Source organism: Pseudomonas sp. MYb193 (assembly GCF_002966775.1).
Taxonomy (GTDB): Bacteria; Pseudomonadota; Gammaproteobacteria; order Pseudomonadales; family Pseudomonadaceae; genus Aquipseudomonas; species Aquipseudomonas paracarnis.
The window spans coordinates 1,833,817-1,857,111 of the sequence record NZ_CP023269.1; the positions used below are offsets into that span (position 1 = coordinate 1,833,817).

At 57.1% G+C, this 23,295-nt stretch carries 26 protein-coding genes and 1 pseudogene; 13 read left to right on the plus strand and 14 right to left on the minus strand.

The window, feature by feature from the left end:
- Positions 1–25 precede the first annotated feature (25 nt).
- Positions 26–748 carry a glycerophosphodiester phosphodiesterase family protein gene (locus CLM72_RS08605; protein WP_003189671.1) on the minus strand — a complete coding sequence of 241 codons (723 nt, stop codon included), beginning with the start codon at positions 746–748 and terminating at the stop codon, positions 26–28.
- Positions 749–792: 44 nt separating this feature from the next.
- Complete coding sequence (locus tag CLM72_RS08610; RefSeq protein ID WP_054899069.1) at positions 793–1,371, minus strand: PilZ domain-containing protein; 579 nt, start codon at positions 1,369–1,371, stop codon at positions 793–795.
- 94 nt (positions 1,372–1,465) lie between these two features.
- Between CLM72_RS08610 and CLM72_RS08615 the strand changes: the two genes are divergently transcribed.
- From CLM72_RS08615 to CLM72_RS08625, 3 genes are read left to right on the plus strand one after another with little or no spacing between them, the layout of a single operon-like run.
- Positions 1,466–2,716 carry a lipoprotein-releasing ABC transporter permease subunit gene (locus CLM72_RS08615; RefSeq protein WP_034126653.1) on the plus strand — a complete coding sequence of 417 codons (1,251 nt, stop codon included), beginning with the start codon at positions 1,466–1,468 and terminating at the stop codon, positions 2,714–2,716.
- Positions 2,717–2,723: 7 nt separating this feature from the next.
- Complete coding sequence (lolD, locus tag CLM72_RS08620; protein ID WP_019818240.1) at positions 2,724–3,407, plus strand: lipoprotein-releasing ABC transporter ATP-binding protein LolD; 684 nt, start codon at positions 2,724–2,726, stop codon at positions 3,405–3,407.
- A gap of 60 nt (positions 3,408–3,467) precedes the next feature.
- Positions 3,468–4,712, plus strand: a complete 1,245-nt coding sequence (locus CLM72_RS08625; protein ID WP_014717521.1) for a lipoprotein-releasing ABC transporter permease subunit — start codon at positions 3,468–3,470, stop codon at positions 4,710–4,712.
- Positions 4,713–4,818: 106 nt separating this feature from the next.
- Here CLM72_RS08625 and CLM72_RS08630 read toward each other — a convergent pair whose 3' ends face one another.
- On the minus strand, positions 4,819–6,165 hold the full coding sequence (locus tag CLM72_RS08630) for a heavy metal sensor histidine kinase (RefSeq protein ID WP_105226177.1): 1,347 nt from the start codon (positions 6,163–6,165) through the stop codon (positions 4,819–4,821).
- Positions 6,162–6,842, minus strand: coding sequence for a heavy metal response regulator transcription factor (locus CLM72_RS08635; protein ID WP_020302902.1), 681 nt, complete (start codon positions 6,840–6,842; stop codon positions 6,162–6,164). The genes CLM72_RS08630 and CLM72_RS08635 overlap by 4 nt, the downstream gene beginning before the upstream one ends.
- 156 nt (positions 6,843–6,998) lie before the next feature.
- Between CLM72_RS08635 and CLM72_RS08640 the strand changes: the two genes are divergently transcribed.
- Entirely contained in the window at positions 6,999–7,520 is a 522-nt protein-coding gene (locus tag CLM72_RS08640) for a plastocyanin/azurin family copper-binding protein (protein WP_105226178.1), read from the plus strand.
- A gap of 66 nt (positions 7,521–7,586) precedes the next feature.
- Positions 7,587–8,417 carry an NADPH-dependent 7-cyano-7-deazaguanine reductase QueF gene (gene queF, locus CLM72_RS08645; RefSeq protein WP_105226179.1) on the plus strand — a complete coding sequence of 277 codons (831 nt, stop codon included), beginning with the start codon at positions 7,587–7,589 and terminating at the stop codon, positions 8,415–8,417.
- 135 nt (positions 8,418–8,552) lie between these two features.
- Here the strand turns inward: queF and CLM72_RS08650 are convergent, their stop codons facing one another.
- Complete coding sequence (locus CLM72_RS08650; RefSeq protein ID WP_057975699.1) at positions 8,553–8,819, minus strand: DUF4404 family protein; 267 nt, start codon at positions 8,817–8,819, stop codon at positions 8,553–8,555.
- Between the two features lie 111 nt (positions 8,820–8,930).
- Positions 8,931–9,539, minus strand: a complete 609-nt coding sequence (locus tag CLM72_RS08655; protein WP_105226180.1) for a phosphatase — start codon at positions 9,537–9,539, stop codon at positions 8,931–8,933.
- A gap of 195 nt (positions 9,540–9,734) precedes the next feature.
- Between CLM72_RS08655 and CLM72_RS08660 the strand changes: the two genes are divergently transcribed.
- A complete protein-coding gene (locus CLM72_RS08660) occupies positions 9,735–10,424 on the plus strand; it encodes a VacJ family lipoprotein (RefSeq protein ID WP_003189688.1) in 690 nt (229 codons plus the stop codon).
- Positions 10,425–10,486: 62 nt separating this feature from the next.
- Here CLM72_RS08660 and CLM72_RS08665 read toward each other — a convergent pair whose 3' ends face one another.
- On the minus strand, positions 10,487–10,783 hold the full coding sequence (locus tag CLM72_RS08665) for a PilZ domain-containing protein (protein WP_105226181.1): 297 nt from the start codon (positions 10,781–10,783) through the stop codon (positions 10,487–10,489).
- A 276-nt stretch (positions 10,784–11,059) separates the two neighbouring features.
- Between CLM72_RS08665 and rssB the strand changes: the two genes are divergently transcribed.
- Complete coding sequence (gene rssB / locus CLM72_RS08675) at positions 11,060–12,241, plus strand: two-component system response regulator RssB (RefSeq protein WP_054899086.1); 1,182 nt, start codon at positions 11,060–11,062, stop codon at positions 12,239–12,241.
- Positions 12,241–12,723 (plus strand): anti-sigma factor antagonist RssC, encoded by a 483-nt coding sequence (gene rssC, locus CLM72_RS08680; protein WP_003172602.1) that lies wholly within the window; start codon positions 12,241–12,243, stop codon positions 12,721–12,723. The genes rssB and rssC overlap by 1 nt, the downstream gene beginning before the upstream one ends.
- Before the next feature lie 199 nt (positions 12,724–12,922).
- Here rssC and tal read toward each other — a convergent pair whose 3' ends face one another.
- A complete protein-coding gene (gene tal / locus CLM72_RS08685) occupies positions 12,923–13,849 on the minus strand; it encodes a transaldolase (RefSeq protein WP_003189693.1) in 927 nt (308 codons plus the stop codon).
- Between the two features lie 414 nt (positions 13,850–14,263).
- On the opposite strand from tal, the gene CLM72_RS08690 reads away from it, so the two are divergent.
- Positions 14,264–15,010 carry a hypothetical protein gene (locus tag CLM72_RS08690; RefSeq protein WP_105226182.1) on the plus strand — a complete coding sequence of 249 codons (747 nt, stop codon included), beginning with the start codon at positions 14,264–14,266 and terminating at the stop codon, positions 15,008–15,010.
- A 561-nt stretch (positions 15,011–15,571) separates the two neighbouring features.
- On the opposite strand, the gene dusA is transcribed toward CLM72_RS08690, so the two are convergent.
- Positions 15,572–16,558, minus strand: coding sequence for a tRNA dihydrouridine(20/20a) synthase DusA (gene dusA, locus CLM72_RS08695; protein WP_105226183.1), 987 nt, complete (start codon positions 16,556–16,558; stop codon positions 15,572–15,574).
- Positions 16,559–16,732: 174 nt separating this feature from the next.
- On the opposite strand from dusA, the gene CLM72_RS08700 reads away from it, so the two are divergent.
- Complete coding sequence (locus CLM72_RS08700; protein ID WP_105226184.1) at positions 16,733–17,008, plus strand: BrnT family toxin; 276 nt, start codon at positions 16,733–16,735, stop codon at positions 17,006–17,008.
- On the plus strand, positions 16,986–17,294 hold the full coding sequence (locus CLM72_RS08705; protein WP_105226185.1) for a BrnA antitoxin family protein: 309 nt from the start codon (positions 16,986–16,988) through the stop codon (positions 17,292–17,294). The genes CLM72_RS08700 and CLM72_RS08705 overlap by 23 nt, the downstream gene beginning before the upstream one ends.
- Positions 17,295–17,825: 531 nt before the next feature.
- Here CLM72_RS08705 and CLM72_RS08710 read toward each other — a convergent pair.
- The 5 genes and pseudogenes from CLM72_RS08710 to CLM72_RS08730 form a co-directional block, all read right to left on the minus strand.
- Complete coding sequence (locus tag CLM72_RS08710; protein ID WP_105226186.1) at positions 17,826–18,803, minus strand: hypothetical protein; 978 nt, start codon at positions 18,801–18,803, stop codon at positions 17,826–17,828.
- A gap of 126 nt (positions 18,804–18,929) precedes the next feature.
- Positions 18,930–19,483: pseudogene (locus CLM72_RS08715) on the minus strand (transposase); the annotation flags it as partial.
- A 611-nt stretch (positions 19,484–20,094) separates the two neighbouring features.
- The gene (locus CLM72_RS08720) at positions 20,095–20,937 is read right to left on the minus strand and encodes a hypothetical protein (RefSeq protein ID WP_105226187.1); all 843 of its coding nucleotides are present in this window, start codon (positions 20,935–20,937) and stop codon (positions 20,095–20,097) included.
- Between the two features lie 108 nt (positions 20,938–21,045).
- Positions 21,046–21,243: a hypothetical protein gene (locus CLM72_RS08725; protein ID WP_083263049.1), complete on the minus strand. Its 198-nt coding sequence runs from the start codon at positions 21,241–21,243 to the stop codon at positions 21,046–21,048.
- Between the two features lies 1 nt (position 21,244).
- Positions 21,245–21,781, minus strand: a complete 537-nt coding sequence (locus CLM72_RS08730; protein ID WP_105226188.1) for an N-acetyltransferase — start codon at positions 21,779–21,781, stop codon at positions 21,245–21,247.
- Positions 21,782–22,384: 603 nt separating this feature from the next.
- Between CLM72_RS08730 and CLM72_RS08735 the strand changes: the two genes are divergently transcribed.
- Together CLM72_RS08735 and CLM72_RS29215 are read left to right on the plus strand one after the other, a co-directional pair.
- Positions 22,385–22,750 (plus strand): DUF6124 family protein, encoded by a 366-nt coding sequence (locus tag CLM72_RS08735; RefSeq protein ID WP_105226189.1) that lies wholly within the window; start codon positions 22,385–22,387, stop codon positions 22,748–22,750.
- A gap of 146 nt (positions 22,751–22,896) precedes the next feature.
- Positions 22,897–23,115 (plus strand): hypothetical protein, encoded by a 219-nt coding sequence (locus CLM72_RS29215; protein WP_105226190.1) that lies wholly within the window; start codon positions 22,897–22,899, stop codon positions 23,113–23,115.
- The last annotated feature ends 180 nt before the right edge of the window (positions 23,116–23,295 follow it).

Below are 23,295 nucleotides of genomic sequence, written 5' to 3' on the forward strand. Positions count from 1 at the left end.
CCTGAGCCGGCCGGGGAGACCGATTTCAGTAATTCTCGAGGGTGGCAGTGGCCAAACCGGGAAAGTCTGTAATCAGGCTATCTACGCCGAAGTCGGCGAGCCTGCGCATCAGCGCAGGTTCGTTGACTGTCCACACGGACACATGCAAGCCCTGGCGCTGGGCTTTTTCCAGCCGCTCGGGGGTGCACAGCGTCCAGTTCAATGCCAAATACTCACAGCCGTAGTTCTGCGCGACCTTCAGCGGGTCGAGCCAGGCGTATTCGGCGACCAGGCCGCGTGACAGGTCCGGGGTGAGTTCCACGGCGGCCTTGAGCACTTCCCGCGAGCTTGACGTGACCGTGACCTTGTCCATCAAGCCAAAGCGCACAGCCATTTCGCGAATCGCCAGCACAGTGGTGGCGGCACGGGTGCGCGAGGCGCTTTTGACTTCCAGTTGCCAGTGATCGAAGTCGCACTGTTCGAACAACGCCTCCAGGCGTGGAATAGGGCAGGGGCTTACCCAGCCTGGGCCGCCTTTGCGCGCGTCCATCTTCACTAGGTCGGCCGCCGAGTACTCGACCACCTTGCCGCGCCGGTCGGTGGTGCGCTTGAGGGTCGGGTCGTGGATGACCATCAACTCGCCGTCCATGGACAGGTGCAAGTCCAGCTCGCAGCGACGTACGCCGTGTTTGAGACATTCCTGAAAACTGGTCAGGGTATTTTCCGGTGCTTCGCCTTTGGCACCGCGGTGGCCGTAAATCAGGGTCACAGTTGCTCCTTTGCGCCAGGATGGCTGGCGTCGTGAATACGCATTCAGAGGTCTTCGCTTTGTTCTCGCGCCAGGCGGCGTTCCTGGGCCTGTTTCTGCAGGATATAGCGCGCCAGCAGTTGGCGTTGGGCGTCGGTCATGGACTCGAACTCCGTGCCCACATCAAAGCCGTCGCCCTTGGGGTCGCAATGGGTCACCCGCGCGCGCAGCAACAGGCCGAGCGCCTGGGGCATCAGCACCAGCTTGACCGCCAGGTGAGTGTCGGCGGCCAGCGGTGTCGGGTGCTGGAAGTCGATGCCGCCCTCGGAGAGGATCACCGGTTGCGGCGCACCCACCTCGTTCAGCAAACCGCGAGCCATGACCTGGCTGAGCAGATCCAGGCGTTTGTTCTGCACTTTGAGGAAGGCCGCCAGGCTGCGGTCTTTCTCGCTGATCTGGCGCAGCAGGTGCTGGGCTTCGAATTCGCTCAAGTGCAGCTCGCTGAGCAGATTGAACAGCGGTGAATCATCCAGCAACACTTCCTTGCTCGCCGCGTCGGGGCCCGACAGGGGTTTGATTTGAAGTGCGATCATGTCGTCGATACGGTAGTATTCGCGGCGCTCTTCTTCATCTAATGTCGACATGGCGAACCCCAGGTAACGGTAATGGTCTGAGTGTAAAGCTGCTGACCAGACCCCGCCACCGGGACGTCTTCTTTTCCTCCGAACAAGCCCCGACATGTTCAGACCTCTCTTCGTATTTATCGGCACGCGTTATACCCGTGCAAAGCGTCGCAATCATTTTGTGTCGTTCATTTCCTTGACCTCGATGATCGGTCTCGCCCTGGGCGTGGTCGTGATGATCGTGGTGCTGTCGGTGATGAATGGCTTCGATCATGAGATGCGCACCCGCGTGCTGGGCATGGTGCCCCACGCGACCATCGAGGGCGATGCGCCCATCAACGACTGGCAAAGCCTGGCCGCCAAGGTCCAGCAGAACCCCAAGGTGGTGGCGGTAGCGCCGTTTACCCAGATGCAGGGGTTGCTGACCAATGACGGCAAAGTGCAGAAGATCCTGCTCAACGGCATCGACCCGGCCCAGGAGCGCAACGTCTCGATCATCGACAAGTTCATGCTGCAAGGTAAGCTCGACGAGCTGTCGCCGGGCAGCTTTGGCATCGTCATCGGTGACAAGGCCGCGGCCAAGCTGGGCGTAGGGGTTGGCGACAAGCTGACCTTCGTCGCCCCGGAAGTCACCGTGACCCCGGCCGGCATGTTCCCGCGCATGAAGCGCTTTACCGTGGTGGGCACCTTCCACGTCGGCGCTGGCGAGATCGACGGTTACATCGGCCTGACCAACCTCACCGACCTGGCCCGCCTGCATCGCTGGCAGCCCGACCAGGTGCAGGGTCTGCGCCTGAAATTCAACGACCTGTTCGATGCGCCGCGCGGCGCCTGGGAAATTGCCCAGCACCTGGGTGAGACCGAGTACTACGCTCGCGACTGGACCCGCACCCACGGCAACCTGTACCAGGCCATCCGCATGGAGAAAGCCATGATCGGCCTGTTGTTGTTGCTGATCGTCGCCGTGGCGGCCTTTAACATCATCTCCACGCTGGTGATGGTGGTGAACGACAAGAAGGGCGACATCGCCATCCTGCGTACGTTGGGCGCCACGCCGGGGCAGATCATGGCGATCTTCATGGTGCAGGGCACCGTGATCGGCGTGGTTGGCACCTTGATAGGCACGGCGGTGGGCATTCTGGCCGCGCTGAACGTCAGCGCCGCCATCGCCCTGCTTGAAAAGGTGATCGGCCACAAGTTTCTCAACGCCGACGTCTACTTCATCGATTACTTGCCGTCCCAGGTGCAAACCCAGGACGTGCTGATGGTGGGCGGCGCTGCGTTGGTCCTGAGCTTCCTTGCCACCCTGTATCCAGCCTGGCGCGCGGCACGTACCCAGCCAGCACAGGCATTACGTTATGAGTGAATCGGGCATGAGTGAAAAAGCAATCCTGAGCTGCCGCAACCTGGGCAAATCCTACGAGGAAGGCCCGGAGTCGGTGGTGGTGCTGTCCAACCTGCAGCTTGAACTGCACCCTGGCGAGCGTGTGGCGATCGTCGGCAGTTCCGGTTCCGGCAAGAGTACCTTGCTCAACCTGCTGGGCGGCCTCGATACGCCGTCCCAGGGCAGCGTATGGCTGGCCGGTGAAGAACTCTCGGCCTTGAATGAAAAGGCCCGCGGCCAACTGCGCAACCGCTCGTTGGGCTTTGTGTACCAGTTCCACCACTTGCTGCCGGAATTCACCGCCCTGGAAAACGTGTGCATGCCGCTGTTGATCGGCAAGACCGCGATTCCTGAAGCGCGTCAGCGTGCCACGGCCTTGCTCGAGCGCGTCGGCCTCGGCCATCGCCTGGAGCACAAGCCAGCGGAGTTGTCCGGTGGTGAGCGCCAGCGCGTGGCGATTGCCCGTGCCCTGGTGAACAACCCGGGCCTGGTGATGCTCGACGAGCCGACCGGCAACCTCGACTCCCACACCGCCCAGGGCATCAAGGACTTGATGCTGGAGCTGAGCACCCAGATGCGCACCGCGTTCCTGGTGGTGACCCATGACATGAGCATGGCCCGGCAGATGGACCGCGTACTGCATTTGCAGGAAGGTCATCTGGTCGCTATCTGACCTGTTGCAAGCCCGGTTTTTTGAGGTCGGGCTTTTTCATTTTTCCAACGGTGCCCGCGAATGTTCAGACCGTTATCGATTTTTATCGGCACGCGCTATACCCGCGCCAAGCGCCGCAACCGTTTTGTCTCGTTTATCTCGATGACCTCGATGATCGGCCTCGCTCTGGGCGTATTGGCGATGATCGTGGTGCTTTCGGTAATGAACGGCTTTCAGCGTGAAATGAGCTCGCGCATCCTCGGCATGGTGCCCCACGCCACCATCGTCGGCGTAAAGCCGATTGATGATTGGCAGCCGGTGGCCGCCGCCGCGATGAAGAATCCGCAAGTCACCGCTGCTGTGCCCTTCACCCAGATGGATGGCATGTTTTCTTATAAGGGCGCGATGCAGCCCATCGAGATCAGCGGCGTCGACCCGGCCCAGGAAGGCAAGGTGTCGATCGTGGCCCAGCATATCGTGCGCGGCAAACTCGATGACCTCAAACCCGGCGAATTCGGGGTGGTGGTCGGTGATATCACTGCACGGCGTTTTCGCCTGAACGTGGGCGACAAACTGACCCTGATCGTGCCGGAACTCAGCAGCGCCCCGGGCGGTATCACCCCGCGCATGCAGCGCCTGAATGTGGTGGGCATCTTCAAGGTCGGCGCCGAACTGGATGGCTCCATGGCCCTGATCCACATGGCCGACGCCGCTGAAATCCAGCATTGGCAGCCCAACCAGGTGCAAAGCGTGCGCCTGGCGGTGAAGGACCTGTATGCAGCGCCCAAAGTCTCGGCAGATATCGCCGCCAGCCTGGGCGCGGCTTACAAGCCGGATGACTGGACCCACACCCAGGGCAGCCTGTTCAGCGCGATGAAAATGGAAAAGACCATGATCGGCCTGCTGTTGCTGATGATCGTCGCCGTGGCGGCGTTCAACATCATCGCCACCTTGATCATGGTGGTGAACGACAAGGGCGCGGACATCGCCATCCTGCGTACCATCGGCGCTACACCTCGGCAGATCATGGCGATCTTCATGGTGCAGGGCACCGTGATTGGCGTGGTCGGCACCTTGATCGGCGGCGTGCTGGGGGTGATTGCGGCGCTGAACGTGAGTGAGCTGGTGGGCTGGCTGGAGCGGGTGAGCGGGCAGCATATCTTCAGTTCGGATGTGTATTTTGTCAGCAACCTGCCTTCGGAGCTGCAAGGTGGGGATGTGTTGCTGATTTGCTCGGCGGGGTTTGTGTTGAGCTTCTTGGCGACGATTTACCCAGCGTATCGGGCGGCGAAGATTGAGCCGGCGCATGCGCTCAGGTATTCGTAACCTTTAGGACCGCTATCGCAGGCAAGCCAGCTCCCACATTGTGACTGTATTCACAGCTCAAATTGTGGGAGCTGGCTTGCCTGCGATAGGGCCGGCCCAGCTTGCATCAATCTCCCTTGGGCAACTCAATCACAAACCTTGTCCAGCCCGCCTGCGACTCACAATAAATCCTCCCGCCATGCGCCCGCACAATCGACTGGGTAATCGCCAACCCCAGCCCCGCATGTTCACTGCTGCCTGCGCGCCTCGACGGGTCGGCTCGGTAGAAACGGTCAAACAGCCTCGGCAGTAACGGCGCAGGAATGCCTTCCCCGCTGTTCTCAACCGTCAGTGTCACGCCGCTCTCGATCCGCACCCGCACTTCACCGCCTGGTGGCGTAAAGCGCAGCGCGTTATCCAGCAAGTTCGACAGGGCCCGGCGCAACATGCCGCGGTCGCCCATGCTATGGGCGCTGCCTTCGCGCATCAGCTTCACCTGTGCGTCCTCGGCCAGCAGGGTAAAGAACTCCAACAGTGCGTCGACCTCATCGCCCAAGTCCAGGGATTCACGGGTGGGCATCAGCAAGCCGTGGTCAGCTTTGGCCAGGTAAAGCATGTCGTTGACCAGTTGCGCCATCCATTGCAGTTCTTCCAGGTTGCTGTGCAGCGCCTCGCGGTAATCCTCCAGCGGGCGCGGCTGGGTGAGGATGACCTGGGTCTGGGTCAGCAGGTTGGACAGCGGCGTGCGCAGTTCGTGGGCAATATCTGCGCTGAAGGCGGACAGGCGCTGGAACGCATCATCGAGGCGTGCCAGCATGGCGTTGACGGCCTTGGCGAGCTCCGCCAGCTCCACCGGCATTTGCGCTTGGGGTAAGCGTTGCGTCAGGGAGTGGGCGGAGACGCTGGCCGCCACTTCGCCCATGCGCCGCAGTGGTCGCAAGCCACTGCGTGCAGCCCAGGCGCCGAGCAGGGCAGTGGCCAGGGCCGAGAGGCCGACGGTCAGCCAGATCAAGCGCTGCATGCGTTGCAGAAAGTGCTGGTGGTGGGTGATGTCGAGGATCAGTGTCAGCTGTGGCGAATCCAGTTGGCTGGGCGTCAAGGGTGCAATGAATACGCGGTAGTCGGTGCCTGCGTATTGCAGGCTGTGCAGCCCGGGCGCTTGGGGCAAGGGAAGGTGTGGCGCGCCGTCCAGCCAACGTTGCCCAGCTTCGGTGATGCGCAAGGTGAGGTCGGGCTGGTGATCGAGTTCGGCGCGCAGTTGAGGGGTTCGTTGGGCGAGGTCTTCCGGTGAGGCGACACCCTGCAAGGTGCTGCGCAGGGCCACCAGTTTGCTTTCGAGCTGTTGCTGGTCCAGCTCCATGAAATGCGCCTCGCTGGCCCGGTTGAACAACACCCCGGCGATCAACGAGACCACCGCCGTGCAGGCGGCAAACAGCAGCGCCAGGCGGCTGGTCAGGGACAGGCGCTTGATCACGTGAACCGTTCCTCCAGCACGTAACCCATGCCGCGTACGGTGTGGATCAGTTTGTTGGGGAAATTGTCGTCGACTTTCAGGCGCAGGCGGCGAATGGCGACTTCGATGATGTTGGTGTCGCTGTCGAAATTCATGTCCCACACCTGGGAGGCAATCAGCGTCTTGGGCAGCACTTCGCCCTGGCGGCGTAGCAGCAGCTCCAGCAAGGCGAACTCCTTGGCGGTGAGGTCGATGCGCTGGCCGCTGCGCTCGACGCGGCGGCGGATCAAGTCCAGGCTCAGGTCGGCCAGTTGCAGCGTGGTCTCCTGCGGCGTGCTGCTGCCACGGCGCAACAAGGTGCGCACCCGCGCCAGCAGTTCGGAAAACGCGAAGGGTTTGACCAGGTAATCGTCGGCGCCCAGCTCCAGGCCATGTACTCGGTCTTCTACGGCATCGCGAGCGGTGAGGAACAGCACCGGGATGTCCAGGCCGGCACTGCGCACCGCCTGCAGGATTTGCCAGCCATCGCGGCCAGGCAGCATCACATCGAGGATCAACAAGTCATAGTCGCCCGTCAGTGCCAAGTGTTGGCCACTGGTGCCGTCGGCCACCAGTTCGGTGGTAAAGCCCGCTTCTGCCAGGCCCTGGCGCAGGTAATGACCGGTTTTGGGTTGGTCTTCGACGATCAGCAGTTTCATGTAGGGCTCTTGGTCAAGGTGGACGCCGGCCTTTATACCCTGGGCTCCGGGGTATGGGCGCAAGCTGACAAAGTTGTAATCTAGCAGTCAGCTGGCTGGCAGCGAGGCCATCTTAAAGTGTTGCCCAAGCTGGATACCTATTTTGGAGAGTGAAAGATGGCGTTGCGTACACCCCAGTTATTGGCGGGCTGCCTGTTGGCGTTGAGTTTCAATGCCCTGGCGGATGCGACTCACACCTACGCGTTCGGCCAGCCGGCCCCGGCGCATAAAGCCACGCGTACCGTTGAAGTCACCCTGCGGGACATTGCCTTTGAGCCCAAGTCCCTGGACGTCAAGGCCGGTGAAACCGTGCGCTTCGTGCTGGTCAACAAAGGCCAGTTGCTGCATGAGTTCAACCTGGGTGACGCGGCCATGCATGCCGCCCACCAGAAAGAGATGTTGCAGATGCAAGCCAGTGGCATGCTCACCGCCACCGGCATGGGCAAGATGGATCACAGCGCCATGGGCCACGGCGACATGGGCGGCATGAAGCACGACGATCCCAACAGCGTGTTGGTGGAGCCGGGCAAGACGGCCGAGCTGACCTGGACGTTCAAGCAGGCCACAGGCCTTGAGTTCGCCTGCAACCTGCCAGGGCATTACCAGGCAGGCATGGTCGGCAAACTGACCGTTGAGTGAGGCGTTTGTTAAGGGGGCGAGCAAAGGCTGGTAGACTGGCGCGGTTTATTTAGCCAGGTTTCCGCCATGCATCCCGCAGCCGAACATTCGCCGCTGGGCAAGTCCAGTGAATACATCAGCACCTACACGCCTTCGTTGCTGTTTCCGATTCCACGCGCCGCCAAGTGGGCCGAGCTGGGCCTGAGCGCCGAGACCCTGCCGTACAAGGGCGTGGACTTCTGGAACTGCTTCGAACTGTCCTGGTTGTTGCCCTCGGGCAAGCCGGTGGTGGCCATCGGTGAGTTCAGCATTCCGGCCGACTCGCCGAACATCATCGAGTCCAAGTCGTTCAAGCTGTACCTCAACTCGCTGAACCAGAGCGCGTTTGCCGATACGCAAAGCCTTGAAGCCACCTTGCGCACAGACCTCAGCTCTGCGGCCGGCAAGCCAGTGAGCGTGCGTATTCGCAGCCTGGCCGACATCGAGGCAGAAGGCGTGATGGCGTTGCCGGGTGTGTGCATTGACGGCCTGGATATCAACGTCAGCAGCTACGAACACCCGCGCCCGGAACTGCTGCGTTGCGATGATTCGCGCGTGGTGGAGGAGAGCGTGCACAGCCACCTGCTCAAATCCAATTGCCCGGTGACCAGCCAGCCTGACTGGGGCAGCGTGGTGGTGGAATACCGCGGTGCGGCGTTGGATCACGCCAGCCTGCTGGAATATATCGTCAGCTTTCGCCAGCACTCGGACTTTCATGAGCAGTGTGTGGAGCGGATCTTCCTGGACTTGCAGCGCTTGCTCAAGCCAGAGAAGTTGACGGTGTATGCACGGTATGTGCGTCGGGGTGGGTTGGATATCAATCCGTATCGCAGCACTGAGAACACCCAGTTCCTGAACGTGCGCCTGGCGCGTCAGTAAGCCTTCATACAAAAAACTGTGGGAGCTGGCTTGCCTGCGATTGCGATCTTTCAGTCATTCATCAAGTGACTGATACACCGCTATCGCAGGCAAGCCAGCTCCCACATTTGGTTTTGTGTTTGGCTTGGGCTCGGGTTAGATGCCGATATTGCCAAGGGTCAGCACGATATTGCGCAACGTCCCGGCAATGCCTGGATGGTCCAGTTCAAAACCTTCCACTGCCCGGTTCACATCGTCAGCGATGCTGGGCGTCTGGGTGGCCGGTTCCATTTTCAGCTGGACTTCGAATTTGGCGATCAACTCTTCCAATGCTTGACGTTTCTCGGCGGGCAACTCGGGATGATTCTCCAGTTGCTCACGCACAATATCGGCCTGCTGTTGTAACTTCTCGCGATCAGGCATGACGTTCTTTCCTTTTATCGATAGGCACTGGCATAGACCGCGGCGCACCGCGAAAGGTCTACGGGCTGACCTGTAGATTAATCCACTGCGGCCAACTGTGCATGATCTCGATCAGGGCTTCTCGCCCTTGAGCTGGCGCAGGCGGATGTCGGCCAGGCAGGTGTCGAGTTCGCCGAGATGGTCGATCACCGAGTGCACGCCCAGGCCATAGAGCGCCACCGTGGCCTTGCCGCGCTTGTGTTCGCGTTGCTGCTCGGTCAGCGCCTGCCATTGCCGGGGCGACAGGCCGCAGAGCGAACCGCAGGAGGCCAGACCGATGGTCCACAAACCGGCATTCAGGCCCGATTGCAGCAGACGCGGCTCGCCGCTGACCAGTACGCAGCCTTCCAGACGTTCGATGTTCAACTCCATCAGCGCTTGCCAGCAGGCGTGGGGCGCAGGCCAGCGAATGGAGGAGGGTGAGGCGGCCTTTAGCCAGCCAGGCAGGTCGGCGCAGAGTGGCGTGGTCACGGCGGGAGGCAGTTCGTCCAGCCAGGCGCAGGGCACGCCTTGTTCTTTGAGACTGCGCAGGATTTTCAACGCGCCTGGCGTGGCCTCGGCGTCGGCGCAAGGTGAGTCGGTGCGGGCCAGGGAACCAAAATCCACCAGGCAGCCACTCAGGCCAAATAACACGGCGGTCAATGAGGGGGCGGCGGCGACGGCAATCTCGGCGTGTGGCATCTGAACGTCCCTGAAATAGCTGCCACGCTATCGGGGCGGCATGACAAGGGGATGACACTGTCGATATTTGTAGGAATTTTGTGCATTTTCCCTAAGACGATTCTAGGTAGCTGCCTAAATCGACACTTCCGTCATATACTGACAGCCTTATTCAGGGCATAGCGCCCATGACAGACCATTCAAGGAGCAAAAGCTATGCGCTGGAGCCAGTACTTCGCTCAGCTATCGGTGTGTGCCACCATCCTGTTGGCACCTTTCGCTGCCCAAGCGGCCTCGGAAGATGACCCGTGGGAAAGTGTCAACCGCCCCATCTTCACCTTCAACGATACCGTTGACACTTATGCCCTCAAGCCAATTGCCCAAGGCTATCAGTTCGTTACCCCACAATTTGTGCAGGACGGCGTTCACAACTTCTTCCGCAACATCGGTGATGTCGGCAACCTGGCCAACAACGTGCTGCAGCTCAAGCCGCACAATGCAGGCGTCGACACCGCCCGCCTGTTGGTTAACACCACATTTGGCGTACTGGGCTTTATCGACGTCGGCACCAAAATGGGGCTGCAGCGCAGCGACGAAGACTTCGGCCAGACCCTCGGCTACTGGGGCGTGGGCAGTGGCCCGTACGTGATGATCCCGTTGCTGGGCCCAAGCACCTTGCGTGATGCGCCGTCCAAATACGTCGACAGCTACACCCAACCGTACCGCTACATGAACGACATCGGCTGGCGTAACAGCACCTTCGGCCTCAACGTCGTTGACGTGCGCGCCAGCCTGCTCGACAGCGAAAAGCTGATCAGCGGCGACAAGTACACCTTCATTCGTAACGCTTACCTGCAGAACCGCGAGTTCAAGGTCAAGGACGGCAAGGTCGTTGACGACTTTTAAGCTGTGACGTTTTGAAATGAAAAAGGCGACCTTTGTAAGGTCGCCTTTTTTGTGCGCGCTTTTCAGCGCATTTTCAAAATCTTCAAGCCTAGTTGCTGCTCGTCTCCGGCCGCCTTGGTCCACACCACCTCTGTATCGGCCTCAAGGCCTTTGAGGGCCGCGTGCTCTGAATCAATGCGCACGGTCAGCAGGTCGCCCACAGTGAACTGGCGAGGTGCCTGCACCTGCATGCCGGAACTGGAGAGGTCCACGCAGGTACCGGCAATCTCCTGCCCGGCATGGATCAAAGACACATCGGCATCTATTCGCATGCGGATGAAATCGCGTTTTTCGGCGTAGTCGCGCTCGTGCTCGCTCACAGCATCCATCCTTACTTTGCGTTGTGGTTGTGAGGGTTCTTATAACTCCCGGTGATTTGCGGTGTAAAGACGCCCGGCGACCATCGGCATGAGCTTGAAACCCCTCACGGATGGGAGTACCGTCTGCGCCTTAGAAGGGCACCTCTGCTTTACCGTTGTGCATGGGCCAAATCCCAATGCTTTGTAGGACAGAGAGGCTAGAAAGCGAATCCAGTACGTGAGCCCGGCCATTGCCGAGCCGCCTACGCCAACCTAATTCTGGCGCCGTTTGCCCACATGCAAAAAACCAGTGCCACGCTGCTGATTATCGATGACGACGAAGTAGTGCGCGCGAGCCTCGCGGCCTACTTGGAAGACAGTGGCTTCAGCGTCCTGCAGGCCAGTAATGGCCAACAGGGTCTCCAGGTATTCGAGCGCGACAAGCCCGACCTTGTGATCTGCGACCTGCGCATGCCCCAGATGGGCGGCCTGGAGCTGATTCGCCAGGTGACCGACCTTGCCCCGCAAACGCCGGTGATTGTCGTGTCCGGTGCCGGTGTCATGAACGATGCCGTTGAAGCCTTGCGCCTGGGCGCCGCCGATTACCTGATCAAGCCCCTGGAAGACCTGGCCGTGCTGGAGCACTCGGTGCGCCGCGCCCTGGACCGTGCACGCCTGCTCCTGGAAAACCAGCGCTACCGCGAAAAGCTCGAGACCGCCAACCGCGAACTCGAAGCCAGCCTGAACCTGCTGCAGGAAGACCAGAACGCCGGTCGCCAGGTGCAGATGAATATGCTGCCGGTGAGCCCCTGGACGATTGACGAATTCACGTTTGCCCACCAGATCATCCCGTCGTTGTACCTGTCGGGTGATTTTGTCGACTATTTCCGTGTCGATGAGCGCCGCGTGGCGTTCTACCTGGCCGACGTTTCCGGCCACGGCGCGTCTTCTGCCTTTGTTACCGTGTTGTTGAAGTTCATGACCACACGGCTGTTGTTCGAGTCCAAGCGCAACGGGACCTTGCCGGAGTTCACCCCCTCCGAGGTGCTGGGCCACATCAACCGGGGCCTGATCAGCTGCAAGCTGGGCAAGCACGTGACGATGGTCGGCGGCGTGATCGACGAAGAAACCGGTCTTTTGACCTACAGCATTGGCGGCCACCTGCCGATGCCTGTTTTATACACTCCCGACAGTGTGCGCTACCTGGAAGGGCGTGGCCTGCCCGTAGGCTTGTTTAACGAAGCCACCTACGAAGACCACATCCTGGAACTGCCGCCGACCTTCAGCCTGACGCTGATGTCCGACGGTATTCTGGACCTTCTTCCAGAGCCTACACTCAAAGAGAAAGAAGCCGCCTTGCCCCAAAAGGTCAAGTCGGCGGGCGGCAGCCTGGATGGCCTGCGGCAGGTTTTTGGATTGGCCACGCTAGGGGAGATGCCGGATGATATCGCCCTATTGGTGTTGAGCAGGAATCTTTGATGAGTACCGGAAGAATCCAATTCGCCGAGCAAGACGGGACCTTCGTCCTGAAGTTTGTCGGTGAAGTGCGCCTGACCTTGTGTTCGGCCCTGGATGCGACGATCGAGCGGATCTTCACTGCGCTGAACTTCTCGGCGATCGTGATCGACTTGACCGAAACGCGCAGCATCGATAGCACCACCCTGGGCCTGTTGGCCAAATTGTCCATTCTGTCGCGGCAGAAGGTCGGCCTATTGCCGACCGTGGTCACCACCCACGAAGACATCACCCGTCTGTTGCAATCCATGGGCTTTGACCAGGTGTTCAACATCGTTGACCGCCCCATCCCGTGCCCGGAATGCCTCACCGACCTGCCGTCTCAGGACCAGTCCGAGGAAGTGGTGCGGGTCAAGGTGCTGGAAGCGCACAAGATCCTGATGGGCTTGAATGAGTCCAACCGCGAAGCCTTCCACGACCTCGTCAACGCCCTCGAGCGGCACTGACGGCCTCCCTGCCCAAACATACACACACAGTCCAATGTGGGAGCTGGCTTGCCTGCGATTACGCAGTGTCAGTCGATGAAGTGTTGGCTGGCCCACCGCTATCGCAGGCAAGCCAGCTCCCACACTGGACGGCGGTGACACCGAGGCAAAAAAAGGGCGGCACCCTCACAGGTGCCGCCCTTTTTGCCGCTATCTGCCTTTACAGCTTGGCCGACAACAACGCCTCCAGTTTCTCCTGGTCCCGAGCAAACTGACGAATCCCCTCCGCCAGCTTCTCAGTCGCCATCGCGTCCTCGTTGGACTCCCAACGGAACTGCGCTTCAGTCATATGCACACGGGCTTCACCGGCATGGCCTGGCGCCAATTTGCGCTCCAGCTTGCCTTCATCGGCTGCCAGCTTCTCCAACAGGTCCGGGCTGATGGTCAGGCGGTCACAACCGGCCAGTTCCTCGATCTGGCTGAGGTTACGGAAGCTCGCACCCATCACTACTGTTTTGTAGCCGTTAGCCTTGTAGTAGTTATAGATGCGCGTCACCGACTGCACGCCCGGGTCATCGGAACCGGTGTAGTCGTTGCCGTTGGCCTTCTTGTACCAGTCGTAGATACGGCCCACGAACGGCGAAATCAGGAACACACCCGCTTCGGCACAAGCCACGGCCTGGGCAAACGAGAAAAGCAGCGTCAGGTTGGTCTGGATGCCTTCTTTTTCCAGCTTTTCGGCGGCGCGGATGCCTTCCCAGGTGGAGGCGATCTTGATCAGCACGCGGTCGCGGCTGACGCCGGCTTTGTCGTACAGGTCGATCAGACGGTGCGCACGCTTGAGAATAGCGGCCTCGTCGAACGACAGGCGCGCATCCACCTCAGTGGAAATACGGCCCGGCACTACTTTGAGAATCTCTTGACCCACCGCCACCGCAAAGCGGTCACTGGCCAGGCCCACATCGCCGTTGCAGTCCTGCACACACTCATCCAGCAGCTTGGCATAGCCAGGAATCGACGCAGCCTTGAGCAGCAGGGAAGGGTTGGTGGTGGCGTCTTGCGGCTTTAGCTTGGCGAGGGTGGAAAAATCGCCGGTATCGGCTACGACGGTGGTGAATTGCTTGAGTTGTTCCAGCTTGGAAGTCATGGGCGTGCTCTGTCCTGTGGGTCTAGTGACATTACCCGAGCGCTGGCAGGCGCTCAAGGGCGCAAATGCGTTAGGTCGTTTGCGAGGGCAATAACCTGGAAACGGCCGTTTGAATCACCGGCCGTGGTGCTCGATTGGAGGGCAAAATCGCAGCTAGGTTCAACCGGATTCCACCCGTCCTGCGCCACCGGTTTCAAGCCAGTTGATAAAGGTGATATCAGTGTTTTGAAGTTGTGAAAAGTTTATTTTCCAGCTCTTTAGTTGTTGCTGTTTTTACTTGTGCTATACCTGACTGGCAAGCGCTAACTTGGGCCGATAAAAACTCTGATGACATAACTGTCTGCGGTGAAGTGCGTGTGTGCCTGTTTATTAAAATCTGCTTGTTCGTTAGTTTGAAAGCAAAGGAGAGATGTAATGAAACGGAATATATCAACGCTATTTGTCGCCCTGGGTTTTATTTGTTCAACAACGGTATTTGCCGATGTGACGGTACAGCAGGCCCTCAGCGCCGGTTGTTACGATACCCAGGAAATGCGTGGCATCATTGACACTGCCAAGGCAGGTAAACCCATGGGGAGTCGCACCCTGGAAAAGGAAAACGAACTGACCTCATCCTACGGCGGCAAGATCACCGACACCAGAGTGACTGCGCCTGCCACCTGGGTGTACCGCGCGTATGAGAGCGCGGACACCAACAATTGGCACGTCCAGAAACTCAAGGCCGGGGTGATCTACTCCAAGGCGCAGAACGATCTGGACAAATACGTCAAAGGAGGCGGCACACCCCAAGAGTACTGGGCCATCGATGGGCCTGACCTACACGCGCTGGGTTTCAACGGTGCCACCTACACGACAATGCGACTGCTCGCCTTACAGTCCAGCGACACCCCGAAAAGTCAGTTCGTGAGTTTTGCACTGGACTACGCCACCACCGGAACCTTTGGAGACGCCGTGTATGCACTGCAAGTAAACCCGAACTCACCCATTCTGGGGTTGGTTAACTGCAAAACGCCAGGCGGTGAAGTTCAATTTCAAATACTCGGCGGCACCACATTCAACACGCTTTACCGAAAAGTCAGGACCGATAAAGATTGGAAAAGGTATAACCGCGACACCGACCAATGGGTAACTGTGCCCAAAGGAACAGTGCCGGAAAACTAAGCAACAGTGCAGCAAGGGCCGGCAGCACCTGCCGCGCCCTTGCAATCACCGCTAAATATGTGGGAGCTGGCTTGCCTGCGATAGCGCCGGTACACCCAATGAGCACTTAACTGACCCTCACCAGGCAAAAATGTGGGAGCTGGCTTGCCTGCGATAGCGCCGGTACACCCAATGAGTACTTACCTGACACTCACCAGGCAAAAATGTGGGAGCTGGCTTGCCTGCGATAGCGCCGGTACACCCAATGAGCACTTACCTGACCCTCACCAGGCAAAAAATGTGGGAGCTGGCTTGCCTGCGATAGCGCCGGTACGCCCAATGAGTACTTACCTGACACTCACCAGGCAAAAATGTGGGAGCTGGCTTGCCTGCGATAGCGCCGGTACACCCAATGAGTACTTACCTGACACTCACCAGGCAAAAATGTGGGAGCTGGCTTGCCTGCGATAGCGCCGGTACACCCAATGAGCACTTACCTGACCCTCACCAGGCAAAAAATGTGGGAGCTTGCCTGCGATAGCGCCGGTACGCCCAATGAGCATCTACCTGACACTCGACCAATCACCGCCCCTCCAACAACGTCCCCGCCTGATCCAGCAACGCCAACGGATCCGCCGCCTTATGAATATCCACCGACAACAACTGCCTGAACTTGCGCGCCCCTGGAAACCCCGTGCCCAACCCCAACACATGCCGAGTAATGTGATGCATCGTCCCACCACTGGCCAAATGCTCAGCAATATAAGGCCGCAACTGCGCCAACGCCTCCGCCCGGCTAATCACCGGCGCCTCACTGCCAAACAACCGCTGGTCCACCTCCGCCAACAGATACGGATTGTGATAAGCCTCCCGCCCCAGCATCACCCCATCAAACGTCTGCAAATGCTCCAGGCACTGCTCCAGCGTCTTGATCCCACCATTGAGATTAATCTCCAACTCCGGAAAATCCCGCTTCAACTGCGCCGCCACGTCATAACGCAACGGCGGAATGTCCCGGTTCTCCTTGGGCGACAACCCCTCCAGAATCGCAATCCGCGCATGCACGGTAAAACTGGTGCAACCGGCGTCCCTTACCGTGCCGACGAAATCACACAACTGGGCAAAACTGTCCCGGCCATTGATGCCGATACGGTGCTTCACCGTCACAGGGATCGACACCGCATCGCGCATCGCCTTTACACAGTCCGCCACCAGGGCAGGGTGCGCCATCAGGATCGCGCCGATCATGTTGTTTTGTACGCGGTCGCTCGGGCAGCCGACGTTCAGGTTCACTTCGTCATAACCGGCGGCCTCGGCCATACGGGCACAGGCGGCCAGATCGGCTGGAACACTCCCGCCCAACTGGAGGGCCAGCGGGTGCTCGGCTTCGTTGTGGCGTAGGAAGCGCTCGTGGTCGCCGTGGAGGATAGCGCCGGTGGTGACCATCTCGGTGTAGAGCAGGGCGTGTTTGGAGAGCAGGCGTAGGAAGAACCGGCAGTGGCGGTCGGTCCAGTCCATCATGGGGGCGACGGAGAAGCGGCGGGAGAGTGGGGCGGTTTGTAGGGGCATGGGGGATCTGAGTTAGCGAGGCGAATGGGGCGTAGTTTATCAGGGATGCTTGTCAGGTACTTGGCGCGTTCTCAGGCCTAGCCATTCAACCTTCGGTGATAACCAGAGTACACGCTCGGTTAGGCTTTCGACGCGCACCTTGTGTTGATGATTTATTGTGGCTACGATTATCACATGCAGATTACCTATGACCCAGCCAAAGACGCTCGTAACGTTGAAGAACGTGGACTCCCGTTTGCGTTAGTGCGGGACTTTGAATGGTCTACGGCCTTGATCGTGGAAGATGATCGATTCGACTACGGTGAGTGTCGTTATCGAGCGATGGGATACATAGGGGATCGGCTGCATGTCGTAGTGTTCACCCCACGGGGGGACGCGGTCCACGTCATCAGCTTTCGTAAAGCCAACAAACGGGAGGTCAAAAATTATGACCAAGAAACCCAGCCCTGAGAAGGTCGATACAGCGAACCCTGAGTGGTCGGCTGAAGACTTTGCTAAGGCCAAGCCAGCCAGCGAGGTGCTTGTGGGATTGTTTGGCAAAGCTCAAGCGAAGGAAATGCTCAAACCCAAGCGCGGGCGGCCAAAGTCGATAGCCACTAAAGAGCACGTTAATGTTCGTTTTGATGCTGACGTGCTGGAGCGATTCAGGGCTTCCGGGCCGGGCTGGCAAACGCGAATGAATGCCGCCTTGGCTGATTGGCTTAAGACGCACACGCCAGAAGAGCTGAAGGCCTAAGGCAAAAAGCCGCGGATGACGCGGCTTTTTGCTGTCTTGTGATTAGCTTTTTCTCAGCGAGTGTATAAACAAATCTGTCCCCGTTTTTGGTTTTTCTACTATCCCTTTTCTACTCTAATTGCCAGTCAATGAAGACAGAATTGGAGACTGTGGCGAGGGAGCTTGCTCCTGCTGGGGCGCGAAGCGGCCCCAAAAATGAGGCTGCTACGCAGTCCAACGGGAGCAAGGTAAGTGGTCAGGCACCCCATATTGCGTGACTAAGCCGGTTGTCAGCGATGTGGCAACAACTCCCAAATTTCACTTGCCCGCTGTGTCGGCACCGCGCCGTTGTCCAGATAACGACTCAACGCTGCCCAACGGTTGAGGCTGTAATACAACTCTTTGGTAATCGAATCAAGGCGTCAAAAGGCCCTCCCTCGGCCTTGATCTTGGTGCAGTCGTCGGATTGCTTTTGCATGAGTCACCTCTTGGAAAACGTGTGGTCGCCTTCCAGTGATGGGGCTTGCGTAACGGACTGAGCAAGATTAAAAATTAACTAACAGCCCACTCGGGGACTAACATATTGCTCATTGCCTCAAAACGGGTAGGCTCTTGATTAGCCACGGGCCGTTTAATTAGGAAGTGGGTTTGACTTGTGTTTTCTCTTACACAAAGCCCGCGACAGTCCAAGGCAAGCATGAAATCAGGCTCCGAAATCTCCTTGATTACTGGATGCACCTGAAACTGACCATGAGGATCATCCACCATATTAGCGAGCATATTTGCGGTATCCCTGAGGTAATCAGAACTGCGCCCAACCCGCAGAGAGGTTCCAGCTGAAGTTATCCCACCGCCCGGGCCCATATACACCTTGCCGTCATGTTCAACAAATGTAGTGACTCCCGCCTCGCGCAATTGACTGATATCTGAGGAAGAAAAGGTATTTCCCGCAAGTATTCCATTAAGTTCATATTGCGCGATGTATTGAGGCCATGAGTTAGCCAGCGTTGCAAAGAGGTCGGTATTAGCGAATCCCGCTCGATCTGGGTGAGGGAGCACGTCTACCACGGCCACTACGTCTCTCCCTATCATGCAAAAGGCAAGGTAGTCTGCTGGCTTGGAGAAGAACTGTCCTGACGGGATAATTTCGTCGCTTAGGTGGAAGTGCAGGATGTTCCAGTCTGCATACAGCAAGTCAGTCCGAGTGTGTTTTTTTGACCCGCTGGTGTCGTTGCGGATAATTAGTCCTCGACCTTGATAGGGATTGACATTCTCTCCAGTAGTGAATTTTCTTAGCAAACTTGATAACCCGCGTTGCGCGCTCGGCGGAAGATTGGCCTTTGGGAATGCATTGGACAATGCAATCTTGCGCGGTAAAGGAGCAATGTAACGACATATGAAGTCCAGCCATCTATCTAGCGGGCAGTTAAGTTTCTCCTCTTCTCGCTTAAACCTGAGACCAAATTTTTGAATCAACATTAATGCAATGTCGTCAATGTTTTTCTGAAAGACCTCATTCGTACTCGGCATTCATTCCCCTTTGAGGCTCAGGTAATCTGGTGAATATAGAAGCATAAATTTTATAAGGAGGCACTCAGGTTAATCTCGCGCTTATAATATAGAAAGTTAAGCGTCCGGGCATCCCTTCTTGCGCAGCTAAGCCGGTTGCCACCGATGCGGCAACACCTCAAATTTCACTCGCCCGCTGCATCGGCAGGCGAGTCAGAACGTCCTTCAGATAAGTATACACATCATGCCCGTTGAGCTTGGCCGACTGTATCAAACTCATCAGCGCCGCAGCCCGTTTGCCACTGCGTAACGAATCAACGAGCAACCAGTTTTTTCTTCTAAGAGCCCAAGGCCGAATTTGCTGCTCGATATGACTGTTGTCTATCGGCACCGTGTCGTCATTCAGATAACGACTCAACGCGGCCCAACGTTTTACGCTGTAATCCAGGGCTTTGGTAATCCCCAAACCTTCATGCACAAGCTCGTTGGGCGATCATCTAGGCATGAAGCGAGTCCATCAGAGGCGTCGCGTTTTTCTGACGTACTCGTAGTCGGACGTCCGGTTCCACATCGCGGACTTCGCGTTCGATTTCATATAGGACCGCGATGTATCGCAGTGCTTGCTCTGCAAGCACGTTTTTGTCCGTGATGTGCAGGTCGTAGAACTTGCGCCGAGCGTGGGTCATAAAGCCAAAGCTTGAGTCTTAAATAAATTCGTCCCCTTGTCTCTTGTAATATTCTTTTTTTTAAGGATTTATTATATTGAATAGTTAACATCAATAAAGATTAGGAAATAACCAGCCCTAGCCGAAAAGCTAACCTTACCGACCACGCTCCAACCCACAGTTGGAAAGGCTTTCAAGGCTGTCAGCAAAAAACTAACCCTCTTAACCTCCCGTGGGCCGATATGAAAACGCGAGACATGCCTAGGGCGGGGTACTTTTGAAGCTGCGTTCCGCATTTCGCAGTACTCACGACCTTTACGTTCACGCGCACGCAATCTCAGGCATATAGCTTCAGATGGAGCTTCGCAGCCGGTGTTGGCTCTTGTACGGGGAAACGCTAGGCGTTGCGCGAGGTCACCATCAGGGAGGCTGGTGAGGGACGCTTGGTTTCCGAAGGCGAGCAAAAAGGCCTTCGCATCCGATCAAGTTTGGAAGCCTTATTTTACTCAAGCGATGTTTGACCCAGTGACCGTAACTTTTAGGTCAATAGCAGAACTTCGAATTAGTCCGAAGCGGGCTGGTGACACTGCGCAGTCTAATAAATTTGCATTCTGCAATATTAAATATAGAAAATTGTCGAGTGTGGATTAGTTGTTCTGAGTTTTTTGCTTGTTTGGTGAGGTCTGCAGTTTTTCCTCAATCATTTTTAATATTTGAGTTAAGTCTACTGGGTTTTTTATTCCGTCTCGGGCGTCTATTCGGCCGCGAACAGCAACGATATACCAGTATATTGCGACACGATAGCGCTCAAACATTTCAAATGTAACATTGATGGTTTCGCCCTTCTTAAAGTCAAGCCAAGGACAAGCTTCTAATATCCTTCGGTCTGCTTTTCCGCTTTTATGTACAATAATATTATGGATCTGGCTTAGCTCATAAAGTGTTTTTCTAACATCCTCTTGAATTTCGCCCCCTAAGCCCACCGGAGCCAGAAGCGCTTCAAACTTTCCAGCTCCCAACTTCAAAGGTGCATCCACTAACTGCTTCAGTGTTTCTGCAAGAAACTCAGCTTGCTCGTCGGGGGAGGCTGCGCGAAACTCTATTAAAGGGCCTTTAAGTTTAGCCAAAATTGAGTGATCGAAAAATTCGGAGGGGGTTAGCAATGAGTGAACAACTAACTCATCTACCATGGCTTCGGTCAGCGCCCAGAGTCGGACGGCGCAAAGACTATATAGGTACGGCAACCCATCTTTGCGTTGACTTTCTGCAAACTCTGATATTTTTGCAGCGTGCTCCTTTGCAGCATCTAGCTGAGACTCAGATTCGTAATCGGGTTTTTCGTTGAGTACTTCCGCAATTCTGCGCCGTAAATCAATTGTTTCTACAGATCGAGTTGCTTGGTTTAAAGCATTTCTGCATACGCCGGCGAATAGCTCTAGCTCTTCAAGCTCTTCTCCTTTTTTGTGGATTATGTGAGTGAGATTTAGCATCTAGCCTCCATGCTTTATTCTTGGATAGGTAATTTGTTTGTGATGTACTAGTTATCATTGGGCACAAAAAACCGCCAATGAAGGCGGTTTTTTGGTGAACCCTACAGGCTATAGGCGACCTGCCATCACACCAATAGGCTCAATTTGTCTACCACGCTTGGCGGCTGCCATAAAACGACGCTGATTCGCAGAAACCGAACCGCCTAGGCGCTGGGCTTCTGCAGCGTACTCAGCAACCAACATTGGTTTTGCTGTCTGCTTTTTCATCGCATGCATCCCTGAAGGGTGATGGTTCATTGGGCCCATGTTATTCGTCCTCTACAGAAATGACAAGGCGCCGCTCATCGTCGAACTCGAAGCCGTTCTCGCAGTACCAAGGGATCGCGCCTGACGCTGGGTCCTGAACCTCAATCCACTTCAACTTCGACATTCGTGCGAACGCGTCGATCGCGGTTAGAGCGATGGGGAGCACGTATCCCTTCAGGGGATGACTGGAGTCCGGCTTTCCCTCCAGGAGAATGAGCTTGATAGTCAGCTTACTGTTCCGTGGGTTCGCATATGCCATGCCGCAGAGCTCTACGTCATACCACAGCGCCAAGTCGATCCCCTTGGGCCACTTCTGCTTCCAATAGGATACGTCCTCCCAAGAAAGCAAAGCTCCTTCCTCGCCCCAATTGTAGCTTGCCGCAACTGCCGCTTGGTTTATGGGCTCCAGTCGGACACGGGAAACATCGAGATCAGGCGGGTCCTGCGAGGCCTGCTCCTCGGCTAACAGCTCGAGGGCTTGCCTGTAAGCCTCTCCCCGATAAACCTGGTATTTCAGGTGGTTGTTACGTGGCGCCATCAATAGTCCTTAGATTTCTTAGCTGTTGCACCCTCACTATTACGGGGGACGGCCTCACTATAACAGTGGCTACGAAAACCACCACATCACCGCAACCCTTAATGGCTACTCGCCGTAAGCTGTGATTAATGTAAAAAGCCTTTCCAATTGCGCCATGTTGTTTGAGGAGGGGAGGTGGTACAAAAGTGGTATGGGGAGTTTTAGGGTTAGCTACAAGGCAAGTATTACAAGGCCTCTATAGTTAGTTTGTCCAATCCATCATCGGGACGATTTACCGAGTGTGGAGTGATTTCGGGAACAGGTTAAATCGTCTAGGAAATTTCCCACGCTTTTCTCGGCTTGCCCCTAAGACCACCCCTAGCTAACCTCCTCAAGCCGCTGCCAATCCAGCGGTCGGATGTGGAAGTCCGTACCAAGCTAAGACGCAATCGTCACAAACACCTACCGGCGTTTTTTTACGTCTGTATCATGTGTTTCGGCGGCTGTGCGCGGGGCACTTCGGTGCGCCGGGTCCTTAGCCCTGGTCTTCCACACCTGCGTACAGCTGCCACCTCTCATGTGGAAGTGAGACTGGTAGTTCCTGAATAGTTAAGGAGCTTCGCCATGTACAAGGTCACACCTAATCCGCCTTATGCTTCAAACGCTGCATCTTCTGATTCCAAGCTTCAAGCCGCAGCCCAGCGCGCAATCAATCATCACTTGCCCCCATCCGACGACGCTGCGCCCGTTGAACTCCCAAGCAACAACCTATTCCTCGTCAACCCAACCATCGACCCTGAAACCCTGCTGGCTAACGCCGCCGAAAACCTGGCATCCGCCAACGAAATGGCCGCCACCTTGGCGTTCGACCTCGACGATTCCCAGCGTGCCATCGCCTTGGGCATTCAGCAGTTAATCGAGTTGAGCTCGCTGCTCGTTGACCGAGCCCAGGAGCAGGTTGCGCTTGTAGCTGCCCCAGTCAAAGCCTGATAACCAACCCTGCCGCCTTACCCAAGGCGGCAACCTGAACTCATGCTGTCACCCAGCAAAGTTTCATAATTCCTTGGGCCATTGAGGTCTACGATCCCCTACTCAGAGAGGACCCCAGCGCCTCCAGCCCACAGGGAACTGAAACCATGATCTCAAACCTCGTCAAAGTTGTGATGATCGCCGGCGCTGTGCTGGTGAGTGCTTGTTCGTCTTCACCGAGCGTGAACAGTGACCCGTGCTTTTCAGGTGGATGCCAGGCATTTGGGGACCACAGCCCCAGCAAAGCCGCCAAGATGAATTTTGGTGGCAGTGGGTTGGGGAGTAGTTATGGGGAGTATGGTTCGGGGTTGTTGCATGATGATTGATGGGGTGGTGGGGCAAGAGCGTTTTGCTTGCTTTGCCGCTTTGCAAAGTGATCAGCCGTTGGGGCGGAGTCCTAAGTTGCCGTTGCTTGAATGACGGGTAGGTACGCGGTCTGATCCCACATTTTCGTCGGCTGTCGGGCCGTCTTCGCGAGCAAGCCCGCTCCCACAGTTGGAGCGTGG

Excerpts from the sequence above, each read along its gene's own strand:
- CLM72_RS08610 (WP_054899069.1), bottom strand. The coding sequence starts at position 1,371 with ATGTCGACATTAGATGAAGAAGAGCGCCGCGAATACTACCGTATCGAC.
- CLM72_RS08615 (WP_034126653.1), top strand. The coding sequence starts at position 1,466 with ATGTTCAGACCTCTCTTCGTATTTATCGGCACGCGTTATACCCGTGCA.
- lolD (WP_019818240.1), top strand. The coding sequence starts at position 2,724 with ATGAGTGAAAAAGCAATCCTGAGCTGCCGCAACCTGGGCAAATCCTAC.
- CLM72_RS08625 (WP_014717521.1), top strand. The coding sequence starts at position 3,468 with ATGTTCAGACCGTTATCGATTTTTATCGGCACGCGCTATACCCGCGCC.
- CLM72_RS08635 (WP_020302902.1), bottom strand. The coding sequence starts at position 6,842 with ATGAAACTGCTGATCGTCGAAGACCAACCCAAAACCGGTCATTACCTG.
- CLM72_RS08640 (WP_105226178.1), top strand. The coding sequence starts at position 6,999 with ATGGCGTTGCGTACACCCCAGTTATTGGCGGGCTGCCTGTTGGCGTTG.
- queF (WP_105226179.1), top strand. The coding sequence starts at position 7,587 with ATGCATCCCGCAGCCGAACATTCGCCGCTGGGCAAGTCCAGTGAATAC.
- CLM72_RS08650 (WP_057975699.1), bottom strand. The coding sequence starts at position 8,819 with ATGCCTGATCGCGAGAAGTTACAACAGCAGGCCGATATTGTGCGTGAG.
- CLM72_RS08655 (WP_105226180.1), bottom strand. The coding sequence starts at position 9,539 with ATGCCACACGCCGAGATTGCCGTCGCCGCCGCCCCCTCATTGACCGCC.
- CLM72_RS08660 (WP_003189688.1), top strand. The coding sequence starts at position 9,735 with ATGCGCTGGAGCCAGTACTTCGCTCAGCTATCGGTGTGTGCCACCATC.
- rssB (WP_054899086.1), top strand. The coding sequence starts at position 11,060 with ATGCAAAAAACCAGTGCCACGCTGCTGATTATCGATGACGACGAAGTA.
- rssC (WP_003172602.1), top strand. The coding sequence starts at position 12,241 with ATGAGTACCGGAAGAATCCAATTCGCCGAGCAAGACGGGACCTTCGTC.
- tal (WP_003189693.1), bottom strand. The coding sequence starts at position 13,849 with ATGACTTCCAAGCTGGAACAACTCAAGCAATTCACCACCGTCGTAGCC.
- CLM72_RS08690 (WP_105226182.1), top strand. The coding sequence starts at position 14,264 with ATGAAACGGAATATATCAACGCTATTTGTCGCCCTGGGTTTTATTTGT.
- dusA (WP_105226183.1), bottom strand. The coding sequence starts at position 16,558 with ATGCCCCTACAAACCGCCCCACTCTCCCGCCGCTTCTCCGTCGCCCCC.
- CLM72_RS08700 (WP_105226184.1), top strand. The coding sequence starts at position 16,733 with ATGCAGATTACCTATGACCCAGCCAAAGACGCTCGTAACGTTGAAGAA.
- CLM72_RS08705 (WP_105226185.1), top strand. The coding sequence starts at position 16,986 with ATGACCAAGAAACCCAGCCCTGAGAAGGTCGATACAGCGAACCCTGAG.
- CLM72_RS08710 (WP_105226186.1), bottom strand. The coding sequence starts at position 18,803 with ATGCCGAGTACGAATGAGGTCTTTCAGAAAAACATTGACGACATTGCA.
- CLM72_RS08720 (WP_105226187.1), bottom strand. The coding sequence starts at position 20,937 with ATGCTAAATCTCACTCACATAATCCACAAAAAAGGAGAAGAGCTTGAA.
- CLM72_RS08725 (WP_083263049.1), bottom strand. The coding sequence starts at position 21,243 with ATGGGCCCAATGAACCATCACCCTTCAGGGATGCATGCGATGAAAAAG.
- CLM72_RS08730 (WP_105226188.1), bottom strand. The coding sequence starts at position 21,781 with ATGGCGCCACGTAACAACCACCTGAAATACCAGGTTTATCGGGGAGAG.
- CLM72_RS08735 (WP_105226189.1), top strand. The coding sequence starts at position 22,385 with ATGTACAAGGTCACACCTAATCCGCCTTATGCTTCAAACGCTGCATCT.
- CLM72_RS29215 (WP_105226190.1), top strand. The coding sequence starts at position 22,897 with ATGATCTCAAACCTCGTCAAAGTTGTGATGATCGCCGGCGCTGTGCTG.